This is a genomic window from Phocaeicola oris (assembly GCF_021295095.1).
Classification (GTDB): Bacteria; Bacteroidota; Bacteroidia; order Bacteroidales; family Bacteroidaceae; genus Phocaeicola; species Phocaeicola oris.
Map to the genome: position 1 here is coordinate 26,720 of NZ_JAJLQX010000016.1, position 23,510 is coordinate 50,229.

The 23,510-nt window shown below is 40.1% G+C and carries 16 protein-coding genes and 1 pseudogene; 9 read left to right on the forward strand and 8 right to left on the reverse strand.

The window, feature by feature from the left end; translation table 11 throughout:
• Positions 1 to 31: 31 nt before the first annotated feature.
• Entirely contained in the window at positions 32 to 952 is a 921-nt protein-coding gene (locus LO761_RS08980; RefSeq protein ID WP_272817951.1) for a TolB family protein, read from the reverse strand.
• Positions 953 to 1,296: 344 nt separating this feature from the next.
• Between LO761_RS08980 and LO761_RS08985 the strand changes: the two genes are divergently transcribed.
• The 8 genes from LO761_RS08985 to LO761_RS09020 all read left to right on the forward strand — a co-directional run bounded on the left by LO761_RS08985 (position 1,297) and on the right by LO761_RS09020 (position 13,432).
• Positions 1,297 to 3,003, forward strand: coding sequence for a fimbrillin family protein (locus LO761_RS08985; RefSeq protein ID WP_272817952.1), 1,707 nt, complete (start codon positions 1,297 to 1,299; stop codon positions 3,001 to 3,003).
• 84 nt (positions 3,004 to 3,087) lie between these two features.
• Positions 3,088 to 3,957, forward strand: a complete 870-nt coding sequence (locus LO761_RS08990; protein WP_272817953.1) for a hypothetical protein — start codon at positions 3,088 to 3,090, stop codon at positions 3,955 to 3,957.
• A 166-nt stretch (positions 3,958 to 4,123) separates the two neighbouring features.
• Complete coding sequence (locus LO761_RS08995) at positions 4,124 to 5,590, forward strand: TolC family protein (RefSeq protein ID WP_272817954.1); 1,467 nt, start codon at positions 4,124 to 4,126, stop codon at positions 5,588 to 5,590.
• A gap of 25 nt (positions 5,591 to 5,615) precedes the next feature.
• The gene (locus tag LO761_RS09000) at positions 5,616 to 6,605 is read left to right on the forward strand and encodes an HlyD family secretion protein (protein WP_272817955.1); all 990 of its coding nucleotides are present in this window, start codon (positions 5,616 to 5,618) and stop codon (positions 6,603 to 6,605) included.
• A gap of 6 nt (positions 6,606 to 6,611) precedes the next feature.
• A complete protein-coding gene (locus tag LO761_RS09005; RefSeq protein ID WP_272817956.1) occupies positions 6,612 to 7,787 on the forward strand; it encodes an ABC transporter permease in 1,176 nt (391 codons plus the stop codon).
• Positions 7,784 to 9,049 carry an ABC transporter permease gene (locus tag LO761_RS09010; RefSeq protein WP_442627257.1) on the forward strand — a complete coding sequence of 422 codons (1,266 nt, stop codon included), beginning with the start codon at positions 7,784 to 7,786 and terminating at the stop codon, positions 9,047 to 9,049. The genes LO761_RS09005 and LO761_RS09010 overlap by 4 nt, the downstream gene beginning before the upstream one ends.
• A gap of 786 nt (positions 9,050 to 9,835) precedes the next feature.
• A complete protein-coding gene (locus LO761_RS09015; RefSeq protein ID WP_272817958.1) occupies positions 9,836 to 11,668 on the forward strand; it encodes an ABC transporter ATP-binding protein in 1,833 nt (610 codons plus the stop codon).
• An 18-nt stretch (positions 11,669 to 11,686) separates the two neighbouring features.
• Entirely contained in the window at positions 11,687 to 13,432 is a 1,746-nt protein-coding gene (locus LO761_RS09020) for an SGNH/GDSL hydrolase family protein (RefSeq protein ID WP_272817959.1), read from the forward strand.
• 113 nt (positions 13,433 to 13,545) lie between these two features.
• Here LO761_RS09020 and LO761_RS09025 read toward each other — a convergent pair.
• Positions 13,546 to 13,983: pseudogene (locus LO761_RS09025) on the reverse strand (hypothetical protein); the annotation flags it as partial.
• Complete coding sequence (locus LO761_RS09030) at positions 13,955 to 14,125, reverse strand: sulfatase-like hydrolase/transferase (RefSeq protein ID WP_272817960.1); 171 nt, start codon at positions 14,123 to 14,125, stop codon at positions 13,955 to 13,957. The gene LO761_RS09030 and the pseudogene LO761_RS09025, both read right to left, overlap by 29 nt.
• Positions 14,126 to 14,198: 73 nt before the next feature.
• Here LO761_RS09030 and LO761_RS09035 point away from each other — a divergent pair, with 73 nt between their 5' ends.
• Complete coding sequence (locus tag LO761_RS09035; RefSeq protein WP_272817961.1) at positions 14,199 to 15,266, forward strand: metallophosphoesterase; 1,068 nt, start codon at positions 14,199 to 14,201, stop codon at positions 15,264 to 15,266.
• A 107-nt stretch (positions 15,267 to 15,373) separates the two neighbouring features.
• On the opposite strand, the gene LO761_RS09040 is transcribed toward LO761_RS09035, so the two are convergent.
• From LO761_RS09040 to LO761_RS09060, 5 genes are all read right to left on the reverse strand, one after another.
• On the reverse strand, positions 15,374 to 16,369 hold the full coding sequence (locus LO761_RS09040) for a fimbrillin family protein (RefSeq protein ID WP_272817962.1): 996 nt from the start codon (positions 16,367 to 16,369) through the stop codon (positions 15,374 to 15,376).
• Positions 16,370 to 16,438: 69 nt separating this feature from the next.
• Entirely contained in the window at positions 16,439 to 16,576 is a 138-nt protein-coding gene (locus LO761_RS09045; protein WP_272817963.1) for a hypothetical protein, read from the reverse strand.
• Between the two features lie 643 nt (positions 16,577 to 17,219).
• A complete protein-coding gene (locus LO761_RS09050; protein WP_272817964.1) occupies positions 17,220 to 20,816 on the reverse strand; it encodes a glycoside hydrolase family 2 TIM barrel-domain containing protein in 3,597 nt (1,198 codons plus the stop codon).
• A 293-nt stretch (positions 20,817 to 21,109) separates the two neighbouring features.
• The gene (locus LO761_RS09055; RefSeq protein WP_272817965.1) at positions 21,110 to 22,048 is read right to left on the reverse strand and encodes a hypothetical protein; all 939 of its coding nucleotides are present in this window, start codon (positions 22,046 to 22,048) and stop codon (positions 21,110 to 21,112) included.
• 85 nt (positions 22,049 to 22,133) lie between these two features.
• Positions 22,134 to 23,504 (reverse strand): MBOAT family O-acyltransferase, encoded by a 1,371-nt coding sequence (locus LO761_RS09060; protein ID WP_272817966.1) that lies wholly within the window; start codon positions 23,502 to 23,504, stop codon positions 22,134 to 22,136.
• Positions 23,505 to 23,510: the final 6 nt, after the last annotated feature.

A 23,510-nucleotide genomic window follows, 5' to 3' on the forward strand; every position in this document is an offset into this window, starting at 1 on the left:
TCAAGACACTTAACGTGACACATCAAACATATCATTCTAACCGATAACTTACAAAAGCAAGATGTCGGCTGTCTGGAGCCCACGAATTTACATTGATAGTTCCTTGTCCGCCAAACAGCTTTACTAAAGTCTTTGGTGTTCCTCCCGCAACAGGCATCAATCTGAGTTCCACATTCTTATTGGCAAGATGCTCCCCCGGTTCAAGATCACCTTTATGATACGCGATATATATAATCCATTTACCATCGGGAGAAACATGAGGGAACCATGAATTAAGATCTTCATCAAACGTCATCTGTGTTTGTTCCGATCCGTCGCTTTTCATACGCCACACCTGCATTAGCCCCGTACGTACAGAATTAAACCAGATATAACGGTCGTCAGGAGTGTATTCCGGTCCATCATCCAATCCTTTGGTTGTAGTCAAACGAATTTCCTCTTCACTGCCATCGGCAGCGATGGTGTAAACATCATATTCTCCATCACGAGAAGCACAATATGCTAATCGTTTACCATCATGACTCCAACCATGCAGATAGCTCGGCCCATAAGAAGTTATCAGTTTAGGCACCCCACCTTCAAGAGGAAGCGTATATACGTGCGACACATAGTTGTTTCGCGAAGGCGATGAACTTACAGCCAAACTCTTACCGTCCGCCGATAATACATGATCGTTATTGCAAGCAGTCACGTAAGCCGTATTAATAAGGCGGGCATCACCTTTCCCCTGCACATCCATCTTATAAATAAGACCACCGCTATTGAAAATAAGCCACTGCCCATCACGAGTCCAGTTGGGAGCCTCTATCAAATAAGGAAATTCTTTTACTACAGTACGCTCTCCTGTCTCAATATCAAGTACTTCAAGTATACTGGTCACCTTAGGCTGTTGTTGTTGAGCCTGTACCGTCAGCCCCAGAACGGCAAACAGGACTGTAAGTAAATGCTTCATAATGTCTATATATATATAAATGTTATTTATCTTTCTTTGAAAATATAAAAACAAATATATAAAAATCTTCAGCCCAAAGCATTTTAATACCCAAAAAAGATTATCCTTTCCGCAAAATATCCAACGCTTTTTTGAAAGTGACTTATAATATCATTCCGCACAATGCCAATCATAGCCATGAACGATTACAGTCTTCATTCTTTTCTTACTCCTTATCGTCAGAAAAAGTAATGAAATAACCCGTCAGATAACATATTTATACTGTTTCATGTTTTCTTTTTGAAAATAAATTGTATATTTGAAACAGAAAACAGATTAACTTGACCACTGCAAACTATTCTATCATGAAAAAGGTTATCTTCTATATTTCTATCCTCAGTGTAGTTCTATTTTCCTGCACCTCTCTCATCGAAGAAAAAGATGGGCTAACAGTTCCTGTTATTACCGGAAACCAATGTATTACAAAAGAGTCAATGACACGTCTCGATTATTCCTATTTGAAGGATGGAAGTAAAATCCATCTGAATGCCTCGGGAGCTCTGGAAATTCAAGATGAAACATTCCACTACAAAAATGGGATATGGACAAATGGCTCGGAATTAAGTTGGGAAAACGGTAATAAAGTCCACCTGACAGCACTTTATCCTGCTTTATACCCGTATAATAATCTGTATAACGAAGGAAGATTACAAGATATTCTATTTGTTCGTCAGGAGTATCCGTCCCATCACCCCATCAATCTGCTGTTCCGTCATTTGTTTTCCAGAATTGTCTTTCGATTCAATAAAAATCTGAAGAACAAAGTGGAATCCATTACCCTTTCAATACCCTATACCATCACAGAAATTAATCCATATTCTACGGAAATCAGTATTAGGAAGCAAGACAATTTTGTTACTTTAGACACAAAAGTATCAGGAGAATATGAATTTATAATTCCCCCGATACAGCAAACATTGCAACTAAAAATACAAATAGAAGGAAAAGAATTTATTCAAAAAATAGCGAGCACTCAATATCAAAGTAATCATCAATATATCTGTGAGGTTCTTTCAGCAGAGAAGCATAAAGGAATCCGTACGGCTGAAGAATTTATCGCATTCATCCATCTCATCAACAATGACACAAACTATGATGGTCCTATCAGTTTAGATCGGTTATATCAGGAAAAAGATGGCCGAAAGATATACAATTTACTAAATGACATATCATTATCAGAATATCAGAACATTACTATTGATAATACCTCTTTTAAGTTTGATGATATTTTTGAAGGAAATAATCATACGATATCAAACTCTATCTGCGTCCAAACGAAAGGCTATACTGCCTTATTCCCACGATTGGGGAAAACTGGTGTTATCCGGAATCTGAACATAAAAGAAACCTACTATCCAACAACAGCAAAATACGATGAAATAGGACTATTAGTAGCCAACAATAACGGACTCATCGACCACTGCTCAATACAAAATTCTGCGATGACCATCAAAGGGACCAAAGGTTATATTGGAACTTTAGCCGGTACTTCGTACGGAAATATCATTAACAGCAGCGTACGAAACAGCAATATCACCATTAAAGGGAATACCGGACAGGGAAATACTGTCGTTGTAGGGATGGCTGTTGGCTATTTATATAATAAGGTATGGAACAGTTACTTCTATAACAATAACATCAAGACCGGTAATAATTATGCCGGTGGCATCTTTGGTATGAGTTATGGTGACGCAGATGTAAGGAATTGCTATAATAGTTGCGCCATTAACAAACGTAAGGGAAAAGTAGGAGCCATAGGAGGGAAAAGCGGTCATACGAATTTTAAGAATTGCTACACCGACGACAATAAGTTGCATAATATAAGCGGGGATAAGAATACGCATAAGGGTGTCAGATATTTTGACAACGAATTCCGAGATACGAAGAAGAACTATTCCGTTATAGACAGTCTCAACAGGTGGGTAGATGCCAATCAAGATAGTTTTCCGGCATTCAACTTCCTTAAATGGAAAGAAAATGATACTATTCCTGCCATATTCATATCCCTTTAACAGGAATTATAAAAACAAAGTATTTATGGGCTCTTTCCTATCTAAAAAAATTGTATTTTTGCGCCGTCACTTAATAGAAAGACTATGGACAAAAGTAAAAAACTGATTGGTGTTATCATCCTTCTGATTCTCATTGTCTGCGGAGTTTCATTCTATGCTCTTCGTCAGAAACAGGAGAATAAAGAGATGGAACAACTCTACAATGTAGAAAAGGAAGAAATGGAAAACGAGTACAGCACGTTTGCCACCCAATATGACGAATTACAAGTTCAAATAGACAATGACTCCATAAAGGAAAAGTTGGAAGAAGAGAAATTAAAAACTCAGCGTTTACTTGAGGAGCTCCGTCAAGTTAAAGCGAGTGATGCCAACGAAATAATGCGTCTGAAGAAAGAATTAAAAACCGTTCGTGCCGTACTTCGCAGTTACGTTGTTCAAATAGACTCATTGAATCGTATAAATGCAGCTTTGACAACAGAAAACCAACAAGTTAAGCAACAGTATCATGAGGCGACCCGTCAAATTACTTCCTTATCTGCCGAAAAGAAGAGTCTTAACGATAAAGTAGAACTGGCTTCACAACTTGATGCCACCAACATCATTATCACTCCTAAAAATAAGAGAGGTAAAGCAGAACAGAAAGTCGCGAAGGTTAAGAATATCGCCATCAGTTTTACCATTGTCAAGAATATTACAGCGAAGACCGGCGAACGAACTATATATGTTCGTATTACTAAGCCCAACAATGAAGTTCTTACTAAAGATAATGGTACATTCCCGTACGAAAATAAACAACTCACCTACTCTATCAAGAAATACATAGAATATACCGGTGAAGAGCAAAATGTATCGGTTTATTGGAATGTAGAAGAGTTCTTGCCTGCAGGAACTTATCAAGTGTACATCTTTGCAGATGGAACAATGATAGGCTCTCAGTCGTTCAGTATGAAATAGTACATTTTTACCTATATTTAGAAGGATAGTCAGTCTGACTATCCTTTTTTTTTGCCAAAAACACCGATTTATCTCCTATTTTGTATTTGTTAATATTCTATTGAGTAAAATAGAACTATATTTGCACCAAAATAATAGAAATTAGATTGATTCAAGATTCAGAAGTATGAAAAAAACTCTAAGTTTTGTTTTATTATTCAGTATTTCATTAGGCACTTCAGCCCAACGAGTACTTAGCTTAGACAGTTGTAGGGCTTTAGCCATAAAGAACAATAAAGAACTGATGATTGCAGGCGAGAAAATCACTTCAGCCCATTACACACATAAAGCTGCATTTACTAATTTTCTTCCTAAGCTGAACGCATTAGGAACGTACATGCGTTCTACAGAAGAGATTTCAGTACTAAGTGATAATCAGAAAGCAGCCATTTCAAATATTGGAACTGTCACACAACAGAATCTAACGGGTGTCTTAACGCAGTTCGCTCAAAAGAATCCGGCAATGGCTCAACTATTACAACCTTTATCCGGCTTAATTCCCGATATAGCAACAGCATTAAATGCTACCGGCAGTAAGGTTGTTGATGCATTCCATACAGATACACGGAATCTATACGCAGGTACTTTAACATTAACCCAACCTATTTTTATGGGTGGTAAAATTGCCGCATACAATAAAATTACGAAGTATGCGGAAGAATTAGCTAAAACACAGTATAAGACTGGTACGGAAGACTTAATACTTAACACTGACCAAGCTTATTGGCAGGTTATATCTTTAATTAATAAAAAGAAACTGGCAGAGAAATATCTTGAGCTCGTCAATCGTTTGGACAGTGATATTCAAAAGATGATTAACGAAGGAGTTGCTACAAAAGCCGATGGTCTGACTGTAAAAGTAAAAGTGAACGAAGCTGATATGACACTCACACGAGTTGAAGACGGCTTGAGCCTCTCAAAAATGGTACTCTGCCAACTATGTGGAATTCCTCTGGATACAGACATCAAACTAACCGATGAAGACGAAGAGACTCTTCCTATAGTAGAGAAACAAGTTACAGCCGATGTAGCTATTGCTATTGCTAATCGTAGTGAATTGAGAAGCCTTGAACTCGCTACTAAGATTTATAAACAAAAAGTAAATGTCACCCGCGCTGATTACTTACCATCAATTGCCTTGACAGGTAATTATCTGGTAACGAATCCTTCTTTATTAAACGGATTTGAAAATAAATTCCGTGGAATGTGGACTCTCGGAGTAGTGGTTAAAATACCTATCTGGAATTGGGGTGAAGGCTTTTATAAAGTAAAAGCAGCCAAGGCTGAGGCAAACATCGCAAAATATCAATTGGCTGACGTAAAAGAAAAAATAGAACTTCAGGTTCATCAAGCTGCATTCAAAGTCAATGAAGCTAACAAAAAGCTGGAAAAAGCAAGCAAGAATTTGGAGAAAGCCGATGAAAATCTCCGTTACGCGAACTTAGGCTTTGAAGAAGGCGTGATTCCAACCAGTAACCTGCTCGAAGCTCAAACAGCCTGGGTATCGGCTCAATCAGAGAAATTGGATGCTCAGATTGATGTGAAGCTAACAGACATCTATTTACAGAAGTCTTTGGGCACATTGAATTATTAATTAGGAATATAAAAACAATAAAAATATGACAACTGAGAAGGCACAAATCAACAACATGTTGATTGCATTTATCGTATTAGGTTTAGTAATTGCGATAGTATCGATTGTGGGATTCTTTACATTCAGTAAAGGCCCTGAGATTATTCAAGGACAAGCAGAAGCTGATGAATATCGTGTATCCAGTAAGGTTCCTTCACGGGTTCTCGAACTCAAAGTTAAAGAAGGTGATCAAGTAAAGGCCGGCGATACACTGGTTATCATGGAAGCTCCCGAAGTCATGGCCAAGTTGGAACAGGCTAATGCAGCCCAAAGCGCAGCTCAAGCAATCAGTGACAAAGCCCAGAAAGGTACCCGTCAAGAACAGATTCAAGCTGCCTATGAAATGTGGCAGAAAGCAAAAGCCGGACTGGATATCGCGGAAAAATCATACAACAGAGTCAATCATCTGTTTGAGCAAGGTGTAATGTCTGCACAAAAACGTGACGAAGCAAAAGCGAATTATGACGCATACATTGCTACAGAGCAAGCTGCCAAGTCCCAATATCAAATGGCAAAAAATGGCGCCCAACGCGAAGACAAAGCTGCTGCCGCTGCTCAAGTAGAAAGAGCAAAAGGTGCTGTAGCAGAAGTAAATTCATACATTAGCGAAACAATCTTAACTGCTGCTGCTGACGGTGAAGTTACAGAAATCTTTCCAAAGGTTGGCGAATTAGTCGGTACGGGAGCTCCGATTATGAACATTGCTCGACTGAGCGATATGTGGGTTACATTCAATATCCGCGAAGATTTCCTAAACGATTTTCAGGTGGGCACAGAAATAACCGCTTTTGTTCCTGCATTCAAGAAAGACTACAAATTCAAAATCACATATATGAAAGATCTTGGAACCTATGCAGCTTGGAAAGCTACCAAGACACAAGGTCAGTATGACATGAAAACATTTGAAGTAAAAGCTGTTCCTACAGATAGAATCGAAGGTCTCCGTCCCGGAATGAGTGCAATTATAGAAAAGTAAAATAGAATGCGAATTTCGTTTCATATAAGAATATGGCAGATTGCAAAGCGAGAGTTCATCCGCATTGCGTCACGACCGCTATACATGTTCAGTATATTTATAGCGCCACTGTTCTGTTACATATTTTTCACTACACTCATGTGGAACGGTCTTCCTACAAATCTTCCACTCGGCATAGTTGATTTAGACAATACTGCGACAACCCGCCAGATTATTCGAAATCTTGACGCTTTTCAACAAACAAAGATTACGAAACATTACGCTAATTTTACGGATGCGCGTATCGACATGCAAAAAGGCAAGATTTATGCCTTCTATTATATCCCCCAAGGAACTACTCAGAAAGCCATATCAAGCAAACAGCCAACTGTTTCCTTCTACTCGAACTATACTTATCTGGTGGCAGGTTCTCTGCTCTATAAAGATCAACGAACCATGTCTGAATTGGCCGGAGGAGCTATCGGAAGAGCAACCTTACGAGCAAAAGGATTTACTGATAAACAGGCGGAAGCAATACTGCAGCCTATTGTCATTGACACTCATCCTATTAACAACCCGTGGCTGAATTACTCCGTTTATTTAACTAATATTCTGATTCCGGGAGTACTTGTTCTTCTTATCTTTATGACGACCATTTATACTATTGGCAGTGAGATAAAGGATGAAACGCGAAAGGAATGGATGGCACTGGCCAATAATAATATATCCATCGCTTTAGCCGGCAAACTCATTCCGCAAACGATGATATATTTCTTAATGTCGTGTGCATATAATGCCTATCTGTACGGATACCTGCATTTCCCATGTCACAGCGGAATAGTACCCATGTTATTCATCAGTTTGCTTATGGTATTGGCATCGCAAGCTTTCTCCATATTCCTTTATGGAGCTATCAGCTCATTCCGGTTATCATTAAGTGTTGCCTGTCTTTGGGGAGTAGTTTCTTTCTCTATCTGTGGCATGAGTTTCCCAACAATGGCCATGCACCCGATATTACAAGGATTGGCTTATCTGTTCCCGTTAAGACATTATTATTTACTTTACGTGAACTCTGCTTTAAATGGATACTCACTGATATATGCATGGCCGGCAGTAGTTGCTTTACTCCTGTTTACACTACTTCCATTTATCGTACTAAAACACTTAAATAAAATTTTGACCCAATATAAATATATTCCATAAGCATGAAGAAACTCAAAAAAATAATACAAGAAGGTTTTTATGATACTTTCTACATCTTCTGGAAAGAACTGAGAAATATATTCAAAGATCAGGGCGTTTTGATTTTTTGCATTCTGGTTCCTTTAGGATATCCTTTGCTATATTCATTTATTTATACCAACGAAGTCCTTGAAGAAGTCCCTACCGCAGTTGTCGACAATAGCCGATCATCCATGAGTAGAGAGTTTTTACGTAAACTGGACGCGACCCCCGATGTGAATATTGTATCTTACTGCAGCGATATGGTTGAAGCTCAGAAGTTGATGAAAGAATCGAAAATATACGGTATTGTTTACGTACCGGACGATTTTACCGATAAAATTGTGAAAGGCGAACAATCACGAATCACGGTGGATGTGAACATGGCCGGAATGTTATATTATAAAGCATTGCTAACTGCTACAACAAATGTTTCGCTTGATATGAATAAAAATATCAAGATGGAACGATATGGTAAGACAACAAAAGAAGAAAGTGAGATTGCGGCTACTCCATTGGAGTATGAAGCGGTTTCTTTCTTCAATCCGCAAAACGGGTTCGCTTCTTTTCTTATCCCCGCCGTACTAATGCTGATCATTCAACAAACATTGCTTTTGGGCATCGGACTCTCTGCCGGTACTGCACGTGAGAATAACCATTTCAGAGATTTAATACCCATGAGCCGACAATACCATGGAACATTCCGAATTGTACTTGGAAAATCGACCGCTTATCTGATGATATACATGGCTATAGCATCCTATATGCTTTGTCTTGTTCCAAAATTCTTTCATTTAGTCCAAATATCTCAACCGACAACATTGGCACTATTTACACTGCCTTATCTGCTGGCTTGTATTTTCTTCGCTATGACATGTTCTATCTTTATCCATCATCGCGAAGCATGCTTTGTCATATTCGTCTGCACATCAGTACCTCTATTATTTATATCAGGTATTTCATGGCCGACAGCCGCTATTCCTGAATTCTGGAAAGTAATCTCTTGGATATTCCCTTCCACCTTTGGAATCAACGGATTTGTGAAGATTAACGATATGGGAGCAACCCTCTATGAAGTACTTACCGAGTATCATGCATTATGGTTGCAAACCGGATTCTACTTTATCACCACCTGTCTGGTTTATCGCTGGCAAATCATGACAAGTATCAAGCATGTCCACGAGAAATATACAGAAATGAAAGCTAAAAGAGCTAAAGTAAAATTCATCAAAACAAATGATTGACCACCCTTATTCGGAATAAACCTCATTCCATCAGAATTAGCAAGGATATAAAAAATGGGGGCTGAGCGCGTTACCGCGACCGGCCCCTGATATTTAAGGATTATAAGAATTGATGAGTTAAACATCATTTGATAATCGGCTCAAGCTCTTATCACCACAGCCGATGTATCGTTTTCCATATCGTTTTTGTCGACGACAGTCCTCTTTTCACGTAAAAGCGCTGTCGTCGGGCGACGACACTGCCTTTTCTTTCCAAAAAGCCTTATCGTCGGGTGACGAGAGCACTTTTTCCAATTAAGGAGTGCTGTCGGAGTTCCCGACAACGCTTTTTCTCTTGTAAAAGTGGTTTCGGGAACTCCGACAGCTCATTTTTTCCCGTAAAAGCATTGTCGAGCCACTCGACAGTTCATTTTTTCCCGTAAAAGCATTGTCGGGCCACTCGACAGCTCATTTTTTCCCGTAAAAGCATTGTCGGGCCACTCGACAGCTCATTTTTTCCCGTAAAAGCATTGTCGGGCGAAACTCCCGACGCTTCTGCCACACAGACAACACGACGGGGAAACGAAATACCTTGCCGAACGGTTAAAATAAGTCATGCCCGTGCAAATACTTCTGATGAATCACTCCACCCATGCACATCACTTTATTCATTCGTATGTACCGGAACAGCAACCGAATCCTAAATGAAGATATTGACTTATTTTTTATCAACATTATAAATGTAATCGTTGCATCCATGTCCGATTTACATTATCTTTGTTCGGTTAAGTAAAAGACATAAAAAGCATGAATGAGTTTTTACAGGTCCTGCGCCGTTTCGTTCCACCCTATAAAAAATATTTAGTACTGAACATCGTATTCAATATACTTTCCGCTATACTGAATATCTTCTCTTTTATGACCATTATCCCTATTCTGCAGATTCTTTTTAAAATTCAAGAAGTTAACTATACTTTCATGCCTTGGGACTCGGCAGCGTCATTAAAAACAATTGCCATTAACAACTTCTACTACTATATCACTCAATTGATTGACACCTACGGAGCCAGTACCACTTTGCTCTTTTTAGGTCTCTTCCTTGCGGTGATGACTTTTTTCAAAACAGGAAGTTATTTCCTCTCATCGGCTACTACCATACCTATCCGAACAGGTGTAGTTCGCGACATTCGTGTTCAGCTTTACAACAAAATTCTCAGCCTCCCACTCAGTTTCTTTTCAGAAGAACGAAAAGGTGATATTATTGCCCGCATGAGTGGTGATGTAAATGAGATTGAGAATAGTATCATGTCATCTCTCGACATGTTGTTCAAAAATCCTATTCTTATTTTATTCTATTTTGGAACACTCATTGCAGTAAGTTGGCAGCTAACCTTATTCACCATTGTTGTTTTGCCTTTCATGGGATGGATTATGGGACGTGTAGGCAAAATATTGAAACGTAAATCATTAGTCGCTCAGGGACAATGGAGCGATTTAATGTCGCAAGTAGAAGAAACATTAGGCGGACTGCGTGTTATCAAAGCATTTAATGCCGAATCGAAAATGAACAAACGGTTCCTCGATACCAGTAATTTATACCGCAAGACCATCGGTCGTGTCAATACCCGCCAACAGATGGCTCATCCCATGAGTGAATTCCTTGGTACTGTATTAATAGTCATTGTACTATGGTTCGGAGGAACATTGATTCTGCATAACAACAGTTCTATCACGGCTCCTTCATTCATCTTTTATTTGGTTATGCTCTACAGTTTAATCAATCCACTCAAAGAATTTTCAAAAGCAAGCTATCAAATTCCAAAGGGATTAGCCAGCATGGAACGTGTAGATAAAATTTTGAAAGCAGAAAACAAGATGAAGATTAGCGAACATCCTATCCATATTTCTACGTTAAACGATAAAATAGAACTCCGCCATGTATCATTCAAGTACGAAAATACATGGGTTCTAAAAGATATCAACCTGACGATTCCCAAAGGCAAGACTATCGCTCTGGTTGGTCAGTCGGGGTCGGGGAAATCCACATTGGTCGACCTTATCCCCCGATTCTACGATGTCCAAGAAGGTGAAGTTCTGATTGATGGAGTAAACGTGAAAGATACCACTCTCTTCGATCTTCGCAATCTGATGGGCAATGTGAATCAAGAAGCCATTCTGTTTAATGATACTTTCTACCATAATATTGCATTCGGAGTGGAATACGCGACGAAAGAGCAAGTAATAGAAGCAGCGAAAATTGCCAATGCACACGACTTTATCATGGCAACAGAAAACGAGTATGACACCATGATTGGCGACCGCGGAGGGAAACTCTCCGGCGGACAACGTCAACGAATCAGCATTGCCCGTGCCATTCTGAAGAACCCACCAATTCTTATCTTAGATGAGGCGACTTCTGCTCTTGACACGGAAAGCGAACACATGGTTCAAGATGCGCTGGAGCGATTGATGAAAAATCGAACTACCATTGCCATAGCTCACCGTTTGTCAACTATCCGCAATGCGGATGAAATCTGTGTCCTACATGAGGGACAGATTGTAGAACGGGGAAAGAATGAAGAACTGATTGCATTAAACGGCTATTATAAAAAGCTGGTGGACATGCAACAAATGAAATAAACATTTTACATCTGATAAATGAAAAAATTATTATTACCAATCTTATTGGGCATCCTTTTGGTGTTGCCAATATCAGCCCAAATCAAATGGATGAATCCTTTGAATCAAGGAGAAAGAACAATTCACGGTCGATGGTGGAAAAATGAATTAAAAGATAATTACCACCGTATGCCGGATAGAGCAGAAAAAGATGTTCGTAAACCTGTCTGGGATTTATCAAAGAATTCTGCAGGGCTATCCATCGTATTCCGCAGCAATTCTCCGGAAATCAGTATTCGTTACACAACAAGCGGTAACCGACAAATGATTCACATGCCTGCTACAGGAGTATCAGGTGTTGATATGTACGCCACCGATCAGGACGGAAATCAATACTGGTGTGCTGAACAATTCAACTGGGCTTGGGGCGACACTATCAAATATACGTATAAGGATATTACTTATCATACACCCTCCTATGAGTTTCATTTATATCTTCCTCTTTATAACACCGTTACTTGGATGGAGATTGGTGTCCCTCAGGATAAGGAATTAACATTTATTCCGGAATCATTAGAGAAACCAATTGTTGTTTACGGAACTTCCATTGCTCAAGGTGCTGTCGCGTCTCGTCCGGGCATGGCTTGGACAAATATCATTGAACGAGAAACAGAACATCCTGTCATTAATCTGGGTTTCTCCGGAAACGGTAAATTGGAGGAAAGTATGTTCAATTACTTGAGTGAAATAGATGCCAAGCTTTATATCATCGACTGCCTACCGAATATGACAGATATTTCTGATCGGATTTACGATCGGATGATGAAGGGCGTGGATATTCTGCGAGCTAAGAACAATACTCCCATTCTACTTGTAGAACAAAACTATTGTCACTGGCAAAGCTCTCAAAAAGCAAAAGAAGATAATGATAAAACCAACAACGAATTCAAACGGGTATATGAAGACTTGCAAGCAAAAGGCATAAAGGACATTTATTATTTGAGCCGCGAAGAATTCAATTTCAGCTATGACTCCACGGTTGAGGGTACTCACCCAACCGATTTAGGTATGCGTCAATACGCTAACGGATATGAGAAGAAACTGAAAGAGATTTTCCAAGAGGATAGCGAGGATCGAACCGTTTATAAACCTTGTACTCAACAACGTGACTTTTATAATTGGAAATCCCGTCATAATCTGATGATTCAGCGCAACAGAGGCAATGCTCCTCAAATTGTGTTAATCGGAAACTCCATCACCCATTTTTGGACCGATGAAGATCGTCAGCCGGAAAAAATCCGTAAAGCTAACCAAAAGAGTTTTGAGAAATTGTTTAAAGGAAAGGTTGTCAATAACATGGGATTTGGTTGGGACCGTATCGAAAACGGTTTATGGAGAATTTATCACGGTGAATTAGATGGATTCGATGCCGAGAAAGTATTCTTGTTGCTTGGAACGAATAACCTTGGAATAAACAGTAATGAAGAAATTGTTAGTGGCATGACGCAACTTATTCATGCCGTGAAACAACATCAACCAAAGGCTAAAATTTATCAGGTGGGTATTATGCCGCGCAGAGATAATGAAGAGCGTGTGGACACCATCAACAAAATGATTAAAGAAAAGTTGAGAGATACCGATGTTACTTATGTTGACATGACTCCCGGTTTTGTAGATGCCAATGGAAAACTCATTGAATCTATGTTTCGTGGTGACGGACTCCACCCAAATGCAACGGGATATGAAAACGAAGCCAAAAACTTAACTCCTTATGTAAAAGAATAATCATTGAAAGAAAGTAATAATGGAGATGCGCAAGTTTTACGCATCTCCATTATTATTTAACTGACAGTAATCATTATATAATGTAATGAGCTGTCTCAAACAGTAATACCATATCACTGTTTGTTAGGAAGTGTCACCTGAAAATATTTACTCGGTGTATGTTCCTTATAAATAATGTCCACCATCTGTTTCACGATTTCAGGATGTACAGTGGAAATATCATTATCCTCGTGCAAATCTGTAGAAAGATTATAAAGAAAAGGTTTGCCTTTCTGCACTACCATCTTCCAATCGCCCATACGAACACCAATCTGGTCAGTTTCCTCAAACTCCCAATATAAATAAGAATGACTCTGTTGACCGTCTTTACTTAACAATGTAGGAACGAAAGAAATACCATCGAAATAATCCATGGTTACCTTTTCATTGCTATCAAAAATGGAATCATCGGGTTGAGCTAACTCGGCATGTGGCAAAGTATAAGTGAATATCCCAAAGAACGGTTGATTGGTATCCTGTTTATCAAGCCATTCCATCAATGTTTGGTGTATGAATAAACGATTGCCCATAACATCCTAAGTCACCATAACCCATATCATCACACATAATAAAAATGATATTCGGTTTTTGCTGAGCCTGAACTGAACCTACTGTTAACAAGGAACAACCGATTAGTAACTTCCCAATTTTCATATTATCTACTTTTGAAAAAGCAAAATAAATAAAAATTCTTATCTTTGTGAAAGTAAATCACAATATAATACAAATGAAAAATTCTATGAACAGAAGAACTTTTCTAAAAAGTTCTGCAGCATTGGGACTCGCCGGTATCACGTCTACTATCCCTCAAAACATGAAAGCCGATACAAATAATGTTTCCATAGATAAAGGCATCACAAAAAGCTTTACTTTCAACAAAAACAACAAGTTCAAGATTCTGCAGTTGACCGATACGCATTACATTACCGACGATCCTCGATCGGAAAGAGCCATACAGAATGTAAAAGAAATGATTGAATTGGAAAAACCAGATTTGGTTATCCATACCGGAGATGTGATATTTGGTAAACCGGCAGAGAAATGCTTCCGCGAGATATTAGGCGTAATAGCCGACCAAAAAGTTCCTTTTGCTGTCGCGATGGGGAATCATGATGGAGATTTTGATACTACCAGAAAACAGTCGTTCGACATTATAAAAACCATTCCGTATAACATAAATAAAGGTGTGGAAGGTATCTATGGCGACTCTAATGATTTAATCACCATCACTTCGGCTGACGGAATAACTAAATATGTCCTATACTTGTTCGATTCCGGAGGATACACTAACGATGAGGATTTAAAAGGCTACGATTATATCCATCACAGTCAGATAGAGTGGTACAGGCATCATGCGGAAGAATTTACAAAGCAAAACAATGGTAAGCCTGTTCCTGCATTAGCCTTTTTCCATATTCCGGTTCCCGAGTTCACCTATGCCCTCCGTTGGGAAACCCATCGTCGTTTTAAAGGTAATCTTGGTGAAGACCCTTGTCCCCCTAATGTCAATTCCGGATTGTTTGTCAGCATGAAAGAAATGGGCGATGTGAAAGCCATCATCTGCGGACATGACCACGATGACGACTACGCAATGCTATGGCGTGGAATGTTCCTAATGTATGGACGATTCAGCGGATGTGATACGGTGTATAATAATCTGCTGCCTAATGGCGCAAGAGTATTTGAGTTAACCGAAGGACAAGAGGGATTCCATTCATGGATCCGTCTTTACGGAGGAGAGATTATTCAAGACCTTTATTATCCGGATTCTTTCAAATCGAATGATAAAGCCTGAAAAAGAACTTAAATAAAGAGGTTGTACCAGCGTTTTGGCACAACCTCTTTATTTAAATTTACTGCATTTGTCGAATCACTGACCGCTATTCACTGCCGACCGGCTTTCTACTCCCACGGCACAAAATTGAGTGCATATTTATATTCGGGGTCGGTGCTGGTGATGATGTCAACAGCTACGCGGTAGTTCTTGCCGGGTTGGAAATCAATTTGGTTTTTGCTGCCCGAAGGACCGGCGGTACCAATAACGTTCCGTGAACTGTTCTCAGCCTCCAAAGCGATGGCATTGCCCTCGGTATATGGGGCGGGTACAAACCACGTGTAGTAGTTTTTTGTTTCTCCTGCGGCGATACCGCCATACCTAGTCATATTCGTACGAATTTCTAAGGCGATATTCTTCAACTCTTCACCGGTTACATAGCTGCCGGTAGCCATATTGAACTGCGCCGTTCCAATCCATGCATGGTTGAACACCCAGTATTTTGTGCCTTTTAACCTAATACTGAATATATCCATCACTTCGACGCCGGTGCTGTTTTTCACTTTCACGGTCATCATCGCCCCCAAGTGTTGGAAAGCAAGCGATACATCGGGCAGGACGCCCCCGCTGTACGTGATGTCTTTTTTACACCAAACCGATACCAACTTGGATTGATGTTTAAAAGTCGCAAGATATTCCCAAGGGACTTCAGGCAGTACGGCAATGGTAGGGTCGGTGGCAAGCAGTATGCCACCTGTTGAACTATCAATATATCGGCTGCTGCGGTAAGCGTAGAGGGTAAAGTCGCCGGTGATTTCATCGGGTACTTTCACGCTAAACTGGGCGGTGCGTCCGTCCGCGCTTACCGAGGTAACGGCAGCGTTGGCGGTTTTCTTTGTATCGCCTTGCACAAACGCCATCTGTACTACGTTGGTGGTTTTCCACTTAAAACGGATGGCTCCGGCATCGGTTTCTTCCAATGTGGCACGGGTGTCGGCAGGTTCTTCCACGGTGGCGGTAAAGCGCATCACACGCGGTTGCGGCTGTTCTGTCAGTTCGTTCTTGGCGCAGCCGGCAAAGATAAGTGCCACGGCGGCGAGGATAATGGATAATTTGTAATTCATAACGCGTAATTTTAAATGTTCAACTGTTTGGTTGTTTAATCGTTTAACGGTTCAACGCTCATGGCTCTTTTACCATTCTGCCGGAGGCATATCGGGTACAGTGCCGCTTCCGCTGAGAATGTTCTGTTCCGGTTCCATGTCGATGGTTCCGATTTGGGGCGCGGTGTACTGTTCCCGCGCCGGTAATTGGTCTTGATTTTTGTTCATACGTTTAAATTTTAATGGATTAATATATTTATTTAATACTTGAGTAGCGCGGAACGGAAACAGATGCCCCGAACCCCGCGGCACGTGCCCCGAACAACCGGGCAGATGCCTCAAAGATCAAGGCAGGTGACGGGAACAATGAGGCATCTGCCTCAAAGTCCAAGGCAGATGGCGGGGGATCTAAGGCATATACCCGAGACCTTGCGGCAGATGACTTGCCATTCAAGGCAGATGACGGGAACGATGAGACAGATAACCGCGACACGTAATTGCGTGCCGCAACACCGGTCGCACGTGCAGACCATATATCCGGCACCGGATAAGCGACCGGAAAGCTCGTTTCGTTAAATGATGTTAACGGGGGGGGGGGAGTAAAAACGCCATAGCGGTTTCGTGCCGCGAAGCAACGAATGGTGTGACAAAGGTGGTATGTGCGCCTTGTGACCGCATAGCGTATGGGTTTTATAATTTCGGGTACAAGATATAACGTTTTTTTAACATGGCAAAGAAAACACGGAATTATTTGCGGTACGCAGATCGCTTCTATCTTGAATTTATAGGAAAAGTTTAGGTTTTATGCATAAAAAAGGTTGTGCCACTTCAATTATGACACAACCTCTTTCTATTCCTATATCACAACAAACTACATCGGTTGAATCCTAAATTCGTATGTGTAGTTATGATTTTTCTGAATCTCATACTTCGGGCGAGGACCCGGACCGCAACTTCCGTTACCAATACCTCTCATAATACAATCTAAACTTAATACAGTTTCCGGAACCTGAATATCATCCAATACATGGTCGTACTTAGCCAACCAGATTTCCTTATCGTAATAATGAAGAGCAGAGAAATCAAACTGATCCTTTGCCGTAATTTTAATTCCCTTTCCGGCATTGTCTGTCAGAGTTAACCAGCGAGTATCTGTTCGTTCACCCATTGATTGGGCACGAACATAATGTTCACGCATATCAGTAACAGTTGACTTATACTGACCGACAAACGCCGCGTTCTTTCTATCCTGATAATTCTCTATCGGACCACGACCGTACCATTCCAAATTCTCGAAGTCTTTATTGACAGCCATCTGCAAACCGATGCGAGACTTGTCAAAATTAGCGTCCGTCTCAAACGAAGCATCTACATCAATAGTACCATCGGCATAGATAGTATAAATGATTGTCTGTCCGAGCACTGAAGGTGCTTTCTTTGTTTGTGATCCAAACAACTCTCTACGTCCACCACCGGCTACAACAGGAAAAGTCGTCTCAAGACTAACAGTTACTGTAGCAGAATGCATATCAGCGGCCTGCTGCCATTCGAAGCTCTTCATAACGGTTGTTGCGTCATACCATTCCTGTTTATCATTATCAATTGAACGATAAGTATTTAATACCGGTCCATGCTCTCTCTGAACCACCGGACGTCCGCCATAGCGAAGAAACAACATCCTACCATCTTGATCATCGAATACGACTTCAACTTTACTGTTACGAAGATGGAGATAACGCTTCTCCTCAACAAACCCCTGAAGAACATCCTGTGTCTGGACAGCAGCCAATTGAGTCTTAGCTATATTGACAGGGAATTGCTCGCATGCTACCACATGTCCGGCATCTGCCCAACGGCAATTGTCTTTCAAACGAGCCTCAACAGTAAGATAAAGGTCTTCGTTCTGATTTACAGCAGGCATATCTAATTTAACCTTTGTTGTCCGGTCAGTACCCAAACTTGGCAAGCTAACCATCTTATAAGCAGTTTCTTTTCCATTCTGAATAAACTTATAATACAAATCAAAATTATTCAAGTTCAAGAAATCATACTTATTCTTAACAGAAATGGTTCCGTTACCTTCGTTGTGGAATTCAATATACTGATAAACCTTCTTAACTTCTTCCAATTTAGGAGTGACACGGCGGTCTCCGGTAATGATACCATTGCAACAAAAATCGTTATCATTGGGGAAATCACCGAAACTACCTCCATAGTACAAATGACTCTTATCCTCTCCATAACGATTGATGCTTTGGTCAACCCAATCCCAGATACATGCGCCAATCATTCTGTTCGAATGATACTCTATATAATCCCAATACTCTTCCAAGTTACCAATGGCATTACCCATGGCATGAGCATACTCACACAGGAAGAATGGCTTATCGGTCTGCTCTTGGTCTTGTTTCATCATAGCTTCAATAGACGGATACATACGTGAATCCATATCTGCCACCTCATTCTGACCTTCATAATGAATCATACGTCCCGGATCGATTTCTTTCACAGCCTTGTATTCGGCAACGATATTACATCCTTTACCCGATTCATTTCCTAATGACCAGAAGATAACTGATGGGTGGTTCTTATCGCGTTGAGCCATGCGGACAGCACGGTCAACATACGCTGTCTCCCAAGTAGGATTATTGGTAATCGACTGATTGCCATGACACTCCTGATCAGCCTCATCCATTACATAAAGTCCGTAATAGTCGCACAAAGCATACATCTTCGGATCGTTTGGATAATGGCTCATACGAATGGTATTCAGATTGTAGTTCTTATAAAGCATGACATCTTTTATCATCGTCTCTACAGGAACAGCCTTACCATGCTGAGGGTCAATCTCGTGACGATCGGCACCTTTGAACAAAACCAAAGAATTATTTATATAAACCTTCTTATTCTTTAGCTCTATCTTACGGAAACCAAATTTCTGAGTAGTAACTTCCAACGTCTTACCATCCTTGTCAAGCAATTCTACGTTTACATTATATAGATAAGGAATCTCCGCGCTCCAAAGATTAGGATTTGACAAAGTAATCTGACTATTAATCTTCACTTCCTGATTATTACCGACAGCACCGGTGCCGGTAGTTACCGTGCCCTGCTGTTTTCCTTCTTCGTCAACCAAAGTAACTTTAACAGAACCATTGGCTGATTTTCCATAACTCTTTATTGATCCGGCAATATTCAAAGCAGCCTTATCCAAAGAAGAAGAAATATCGCTTGTCAAAAACAAATCGCGAAGCATCAGTTTTGGACGGGCTTCCAAATAAACATCACGATGAATACCGCTCAAGCGGAACATATCCTGATCTTCCAAGTAACTTCCATCGCTCCAACGATATACTTCTACGGCTAACACGTTCTTCCCAACCTTTGCATATTTGGTGATATCAAAGATAGCATCATTGCTTGCACCCTGACTATAACCCACTTTCTGTCCGTTAACCCAAACATACATGGCACTATAACAACCGTTGAAGTGAATAAAGATTTCTTTATCACCCCAGTCCTTCTGAATATCAAAATCACGGCGATAAGATCCTACAGCATTCGGTTCTTCAACAACAGTATATCCCTTTTGTGGCTGAATAAACGGAGGATTGTTACGGAACGGATAAGTGATGTTTGTATAGATAGGCGTGCCATAGCCCAGCATTTCCCAGCTCGATGGAACAGGAATGTTATCCCAGTCGGCAACATTATAATTCGTCTTATAGAAATTAACGGGACGATCCTCCGGTTGCTTTGCCCAATGAAACTTCCATGTTCCGTTAAGATATTGAACACGAGAAGACTTTGTGTGAACCCAAGGCTTAGCATAAAATTCATCGCTTGTCATCTCACTCATTGAAGCAAATGGGAACATGGTAGCATGCCCGGGTTCCTTATTAATACCTACAATATGCTGGTTTTCCCAATCGTTTTTACTTGAAGTCTTCAACGGATCGGCAAGAATAACAAGGTTCGTTCTCTCTATGGTCCACTGTTGAAGTGGCTTAGATGGGTCAGCTTCCACCAAAGCAACCGGTTCTCCGAAAATATCCTGATCGCGCATACCCACATTCATACCACCCATTCCGACACTCGAAAGAACATAGCTTCCGTTTGGCTGCTTAGCAATAGTCCACTGATTATTGACTTGCTTCTTATCTATAGTGTTCTGGATAAGTACATTCATATTATCGAACGAGAATGTAGACAGACCTGTACCGGTCAATGCGCTGACAATAATATATTTGCCTTCGCCCACAGAAATAATATTCCACACTTGAGCCTCTCGTGCAGCATCGAACTTATTCAACGAGAGCATATTCATAGAGTAACTCTCCTGATTATCCATAGCAAAGCCATTCGCTGAGCGAATGGTATAACCTTGCTTCGGCTCAAATTCCTGAGCTTTCATCCCCATACAGAGGATAAGTCCCAAGAAAACCATCACATACTTTAGTAATTTCATGGTAATTTATTTAAATATTAATTGATTCCGCTATGATTTAAGGTTATAGCAAAAATAAATAATCCTTTTTATTCGTCAAAATAAATAAAAAAAATAATCAGAAGTATATATAAAAGTGATGCATATGAATCAGTCAACTCATACGGATGAACCGAACAACTCATGCGGATGAATCGAGCAACTCATCCGCATGAAACAGACAACTCATCCGCATGAGTTACGCTCTTTATACTGATGATTTAAGAGGCTTATACGTGTCACTTAAACAGATGACACTTAAGCGCGGCTGATTTCTATTTCGGCCTTTTCACTTTATCCGCGGAAGCATTATATATTTCATTCATAATTTCTCGGCCGACTGTAACTCGATAATGCGACCCGTCATAAAAATTGTGATAATCACCCATCAACTCATTACTACTGTAATCAAAGACATTATCACTACCCAATATATTTTTCAATATAGTCAAATCTTCAGAACTCAACTGTTTCAATTCAAGAGAAGGGCCGATAACCAACTTCATATCTGTATGATGCTTCTGGCAAAAGTCCCGAATCTCATGCAAAAGCTTTAAGTGGGTAGGAGTAAAAAACGATTTATAAGAAGTCGGGCTTTGTCCAATCTTCTTAAAATTAACTCGTGACTTCCAATAGTTCTCTCCTTCCAAGCGGATAGAATCTTCCAAACATGTACTGGCATCATTCGTATACTTGTCCACACCGGAAGAAGGTGTACCAATGACTCCATTCATAGACTTCACATACTTTCCTGTAATTTGATAACGCAAATAAGGAATCAAGAAGACAGGATTAAAAAAGCCTTGCGCGAAAGCTGTCTGATAACTGATCATGCTCTTATGCGTAATGTCCGGAGGTAATATATGCATAATCCCCGGTTGAGGATTAACTTTCTGAAAAAAACTTTTTTCTGTAATAATAAGCAAATGCTTGACCGGCTGATCAGGCTGACTATCCAATGCTTTCAACTTTAAGCACAAGTCTCCCAATCCCTCAGCATTCGAAAAAAAGCGGAAAGGATGAGCATGTATATGTTCATTCCAATCGGTGCACAGAAATGCTCTGGTACATGAAGAACCCATTATAAACGAATCGTAACACATGTCATTTCGATACATCTTATACTTTTCCCAGCTCCTCTTCCCCTCGCTTTGACACACCTCACAATGGTCATAATCAGAATAAGAGCGCACAACTCTAAACGGATCCTTCACTATATATATTATAATAAGAAATATAAACGGAATTAAAACGAGAAAACACTTAAAATAAAATGTGCGAATACTATTTCTTTTCATATTAGAACTGGATATAAATGAAATTCTCTACGCCAAAAGCACCAAAAAGGAATATAATCAAAGCCAAACCTATATAACAGCTCCATCGGGTAAGTGGTTTCATACGTACGCACTGTTCCAATATATCATGTTTAGAATTAATATACTCCATCAGAAACATTAATAACACAGCTATTCCAAATACAATCCAATCGTAATCGGACATACCCAACCGGAGTTCTTTTATAGAGAAACTCTCGGGACGGAACATATAACGGTACATATACCAAACATCTGACAAACGGCTCACCCTAAAAAACAGAAGAGAAAGAGCAAAAAGGAAATAAGTTCGAAGAATCGTTATAACACTCCAGACACCGTTACCAACAAATTCTTTCATCTTGTTTCTAAAAGACGCAGCCATCATTTCATAAATAACAATTATTCCCTGAAACAATCCATACAATACAAAAGTCCAACCAGCACCATGCCATACACCTATGGCGACAAATGTAATAAGCAAAGAAAAGGCAATGCCCCATTTCCCAATAGAGCGGAAAAATATATTAAGTGGAGAAAATACATAATCACGAACCCAAAAAGAAAGCGTCATGTGCCACCTTCGCCATAACTCACCCGTTGACTGTGATATAAAAGGTCGATTGAAATTAGGTTTCAGTTCAAAGCCCATCATACGCCCCAGTCCCAAAGCCATCAGTGTATATCCCGCAAAGTCGGCATATAGCTGGATAGGATAGAGCAGTGTAGCAACCATCATCTGTATATTCGTTGCGTCTTGCACATTATCAAAAACGATATTTAAAGCCGGTCCGATTCTGTCGGCAATGACAAGCTTCAAGAACGTACCCCAAGCAATCATTTTCAGACCTTTCGTTACTTTATCGTAATCGAATGTTTTCGCAGTCTTCAATTGAGGCAACATATCGTAACTCCTTTCGATAGGACCGGAGAGGAATTTCATGAAAAGCATCATATACAAAGAGAAATCCCAGAAATCTCTCTCAGGGTCTTCCTCCCAATAGATACCTATTAAATAAGATAACGCCTGAAAAGTATAAAAAGAGATTCCCAACGGGAACAATGGAGAAAAATAACGGGCTATCAACCAAAAGCCAACCAAGATAGATATACTCGCCCATAGCACCCAAACCGATTTGGACGTATTCAAATACTTATGGAGTACCCTACCAGCCCAAAAAGTAAAAAAGGTAACACACCATGCTATTACCAAATATACTATATGATAATAACCAATGAACACACTGCTCGACAATAATAAAACAGCATGTTGCCAGCGTTTATCCGACTTGGCATAATAAAGAACGAACGTGAGTATGAAACATATCACGAACGGAGCTGATAAAAATTCCATGAGCAA

Bases quoted from the DNA above. Each gene is read 5' to 3' on its own strand.
- LO761_RS09030 (WP_272817960.1), bottom strand. From the start codon at position 14,125: ATGAAAATTGGGAAGTTACTAATCGGTTGTTCCTTGTTAACAGTAGGT.
- LO761_RS08990 (WP_272817953.1), top strand. From the start codon at position 3,088: ATGGACAAAAGTAAAAAACTGATTGGTGTTATCATCCTTCTGATTCTC.
- LO761_RS09035 (WP_272817961.1), top strand. From the start codon at position 14,199: ATGAAAAATTCTATGAACAGAAGAACTTTTCTAAAAAGTTCTGCAGCA.
- LO761_RS09050 (WP_272817964.1), bottom strand. From the start codon at position 20,816: ATGAAATTACTAAAGTATGTGATGGTTTTCTTGGGACTTATCCTCTGT.
- LO761_RS08985 (WP_272817952.1), top strand. From the start codon at position 1,297: ATGAAAAAGGTTATCTTCTATATTTCTATCCTCAGTGTAGTTCTATTT.
- LO761_RS08995 (WP_272817954.1), top strand. From the start codon at position 4,124: ATGAAAAAAACTCTAAGTTTTGTTTTATTATTCAGTATTTCATTAGGC.
- LO761_RS09040 (WP_272817962.1), bottom strand. From the start codon at position 16,369: ATGAATTACAAATTATCCATTATCCTCGCCGCCGTGGCACTTATCTTT.
- LO761_RS09045 (WP_272817963.1), bottom strand. From the start codon at position 16,576: ATGAACAAAAATCAAGACCAATTACCGGCGCGGGAACAGTACACCGCG.
- LO761_RS09005 (WP_272817956.1), top strand. From the start codon at position 6,612: ATGCGAATTTCGTTTCATATAAGAATATGGCAGATTGCAAAGCGAGAG.
- LO761_RS09000 (WP_272817955.1), top strand. From the start codon at position 5,616: ATGACAACTGAGAAGGCACAAATCAACAACATGTTGATTGCATTTATC.
- LO761_RS09060 (WP_272817966.1), bottom strand. From the start codon at position 23,504: ATGGAATTTTTATCAGCTCCGTTCGTGATATGTTTCATACTCACGTTC.
- LO761_RS09020 (WP_272817959.1), top strand. From the start codon at position 11,687: ATGAAAAAATTATTATTACCAATCTTATTGGGCATCCTTTTGGTGTTG.
- LO761_RS09015 (WP_272817958.1), top strand. From the start codon at position 9,836: ATGAATGAGTTTTTACAGGTCCTGCGCCGTTTCGTTCCACCCTATAAA.
- LO761_RS08980 (WP_272817951.1), bottom strand. From the start codon at position 952: ATGAAGCATTTACTTACAGTCCTGTTTGCCGTTCTGGGGCTGACGGTA.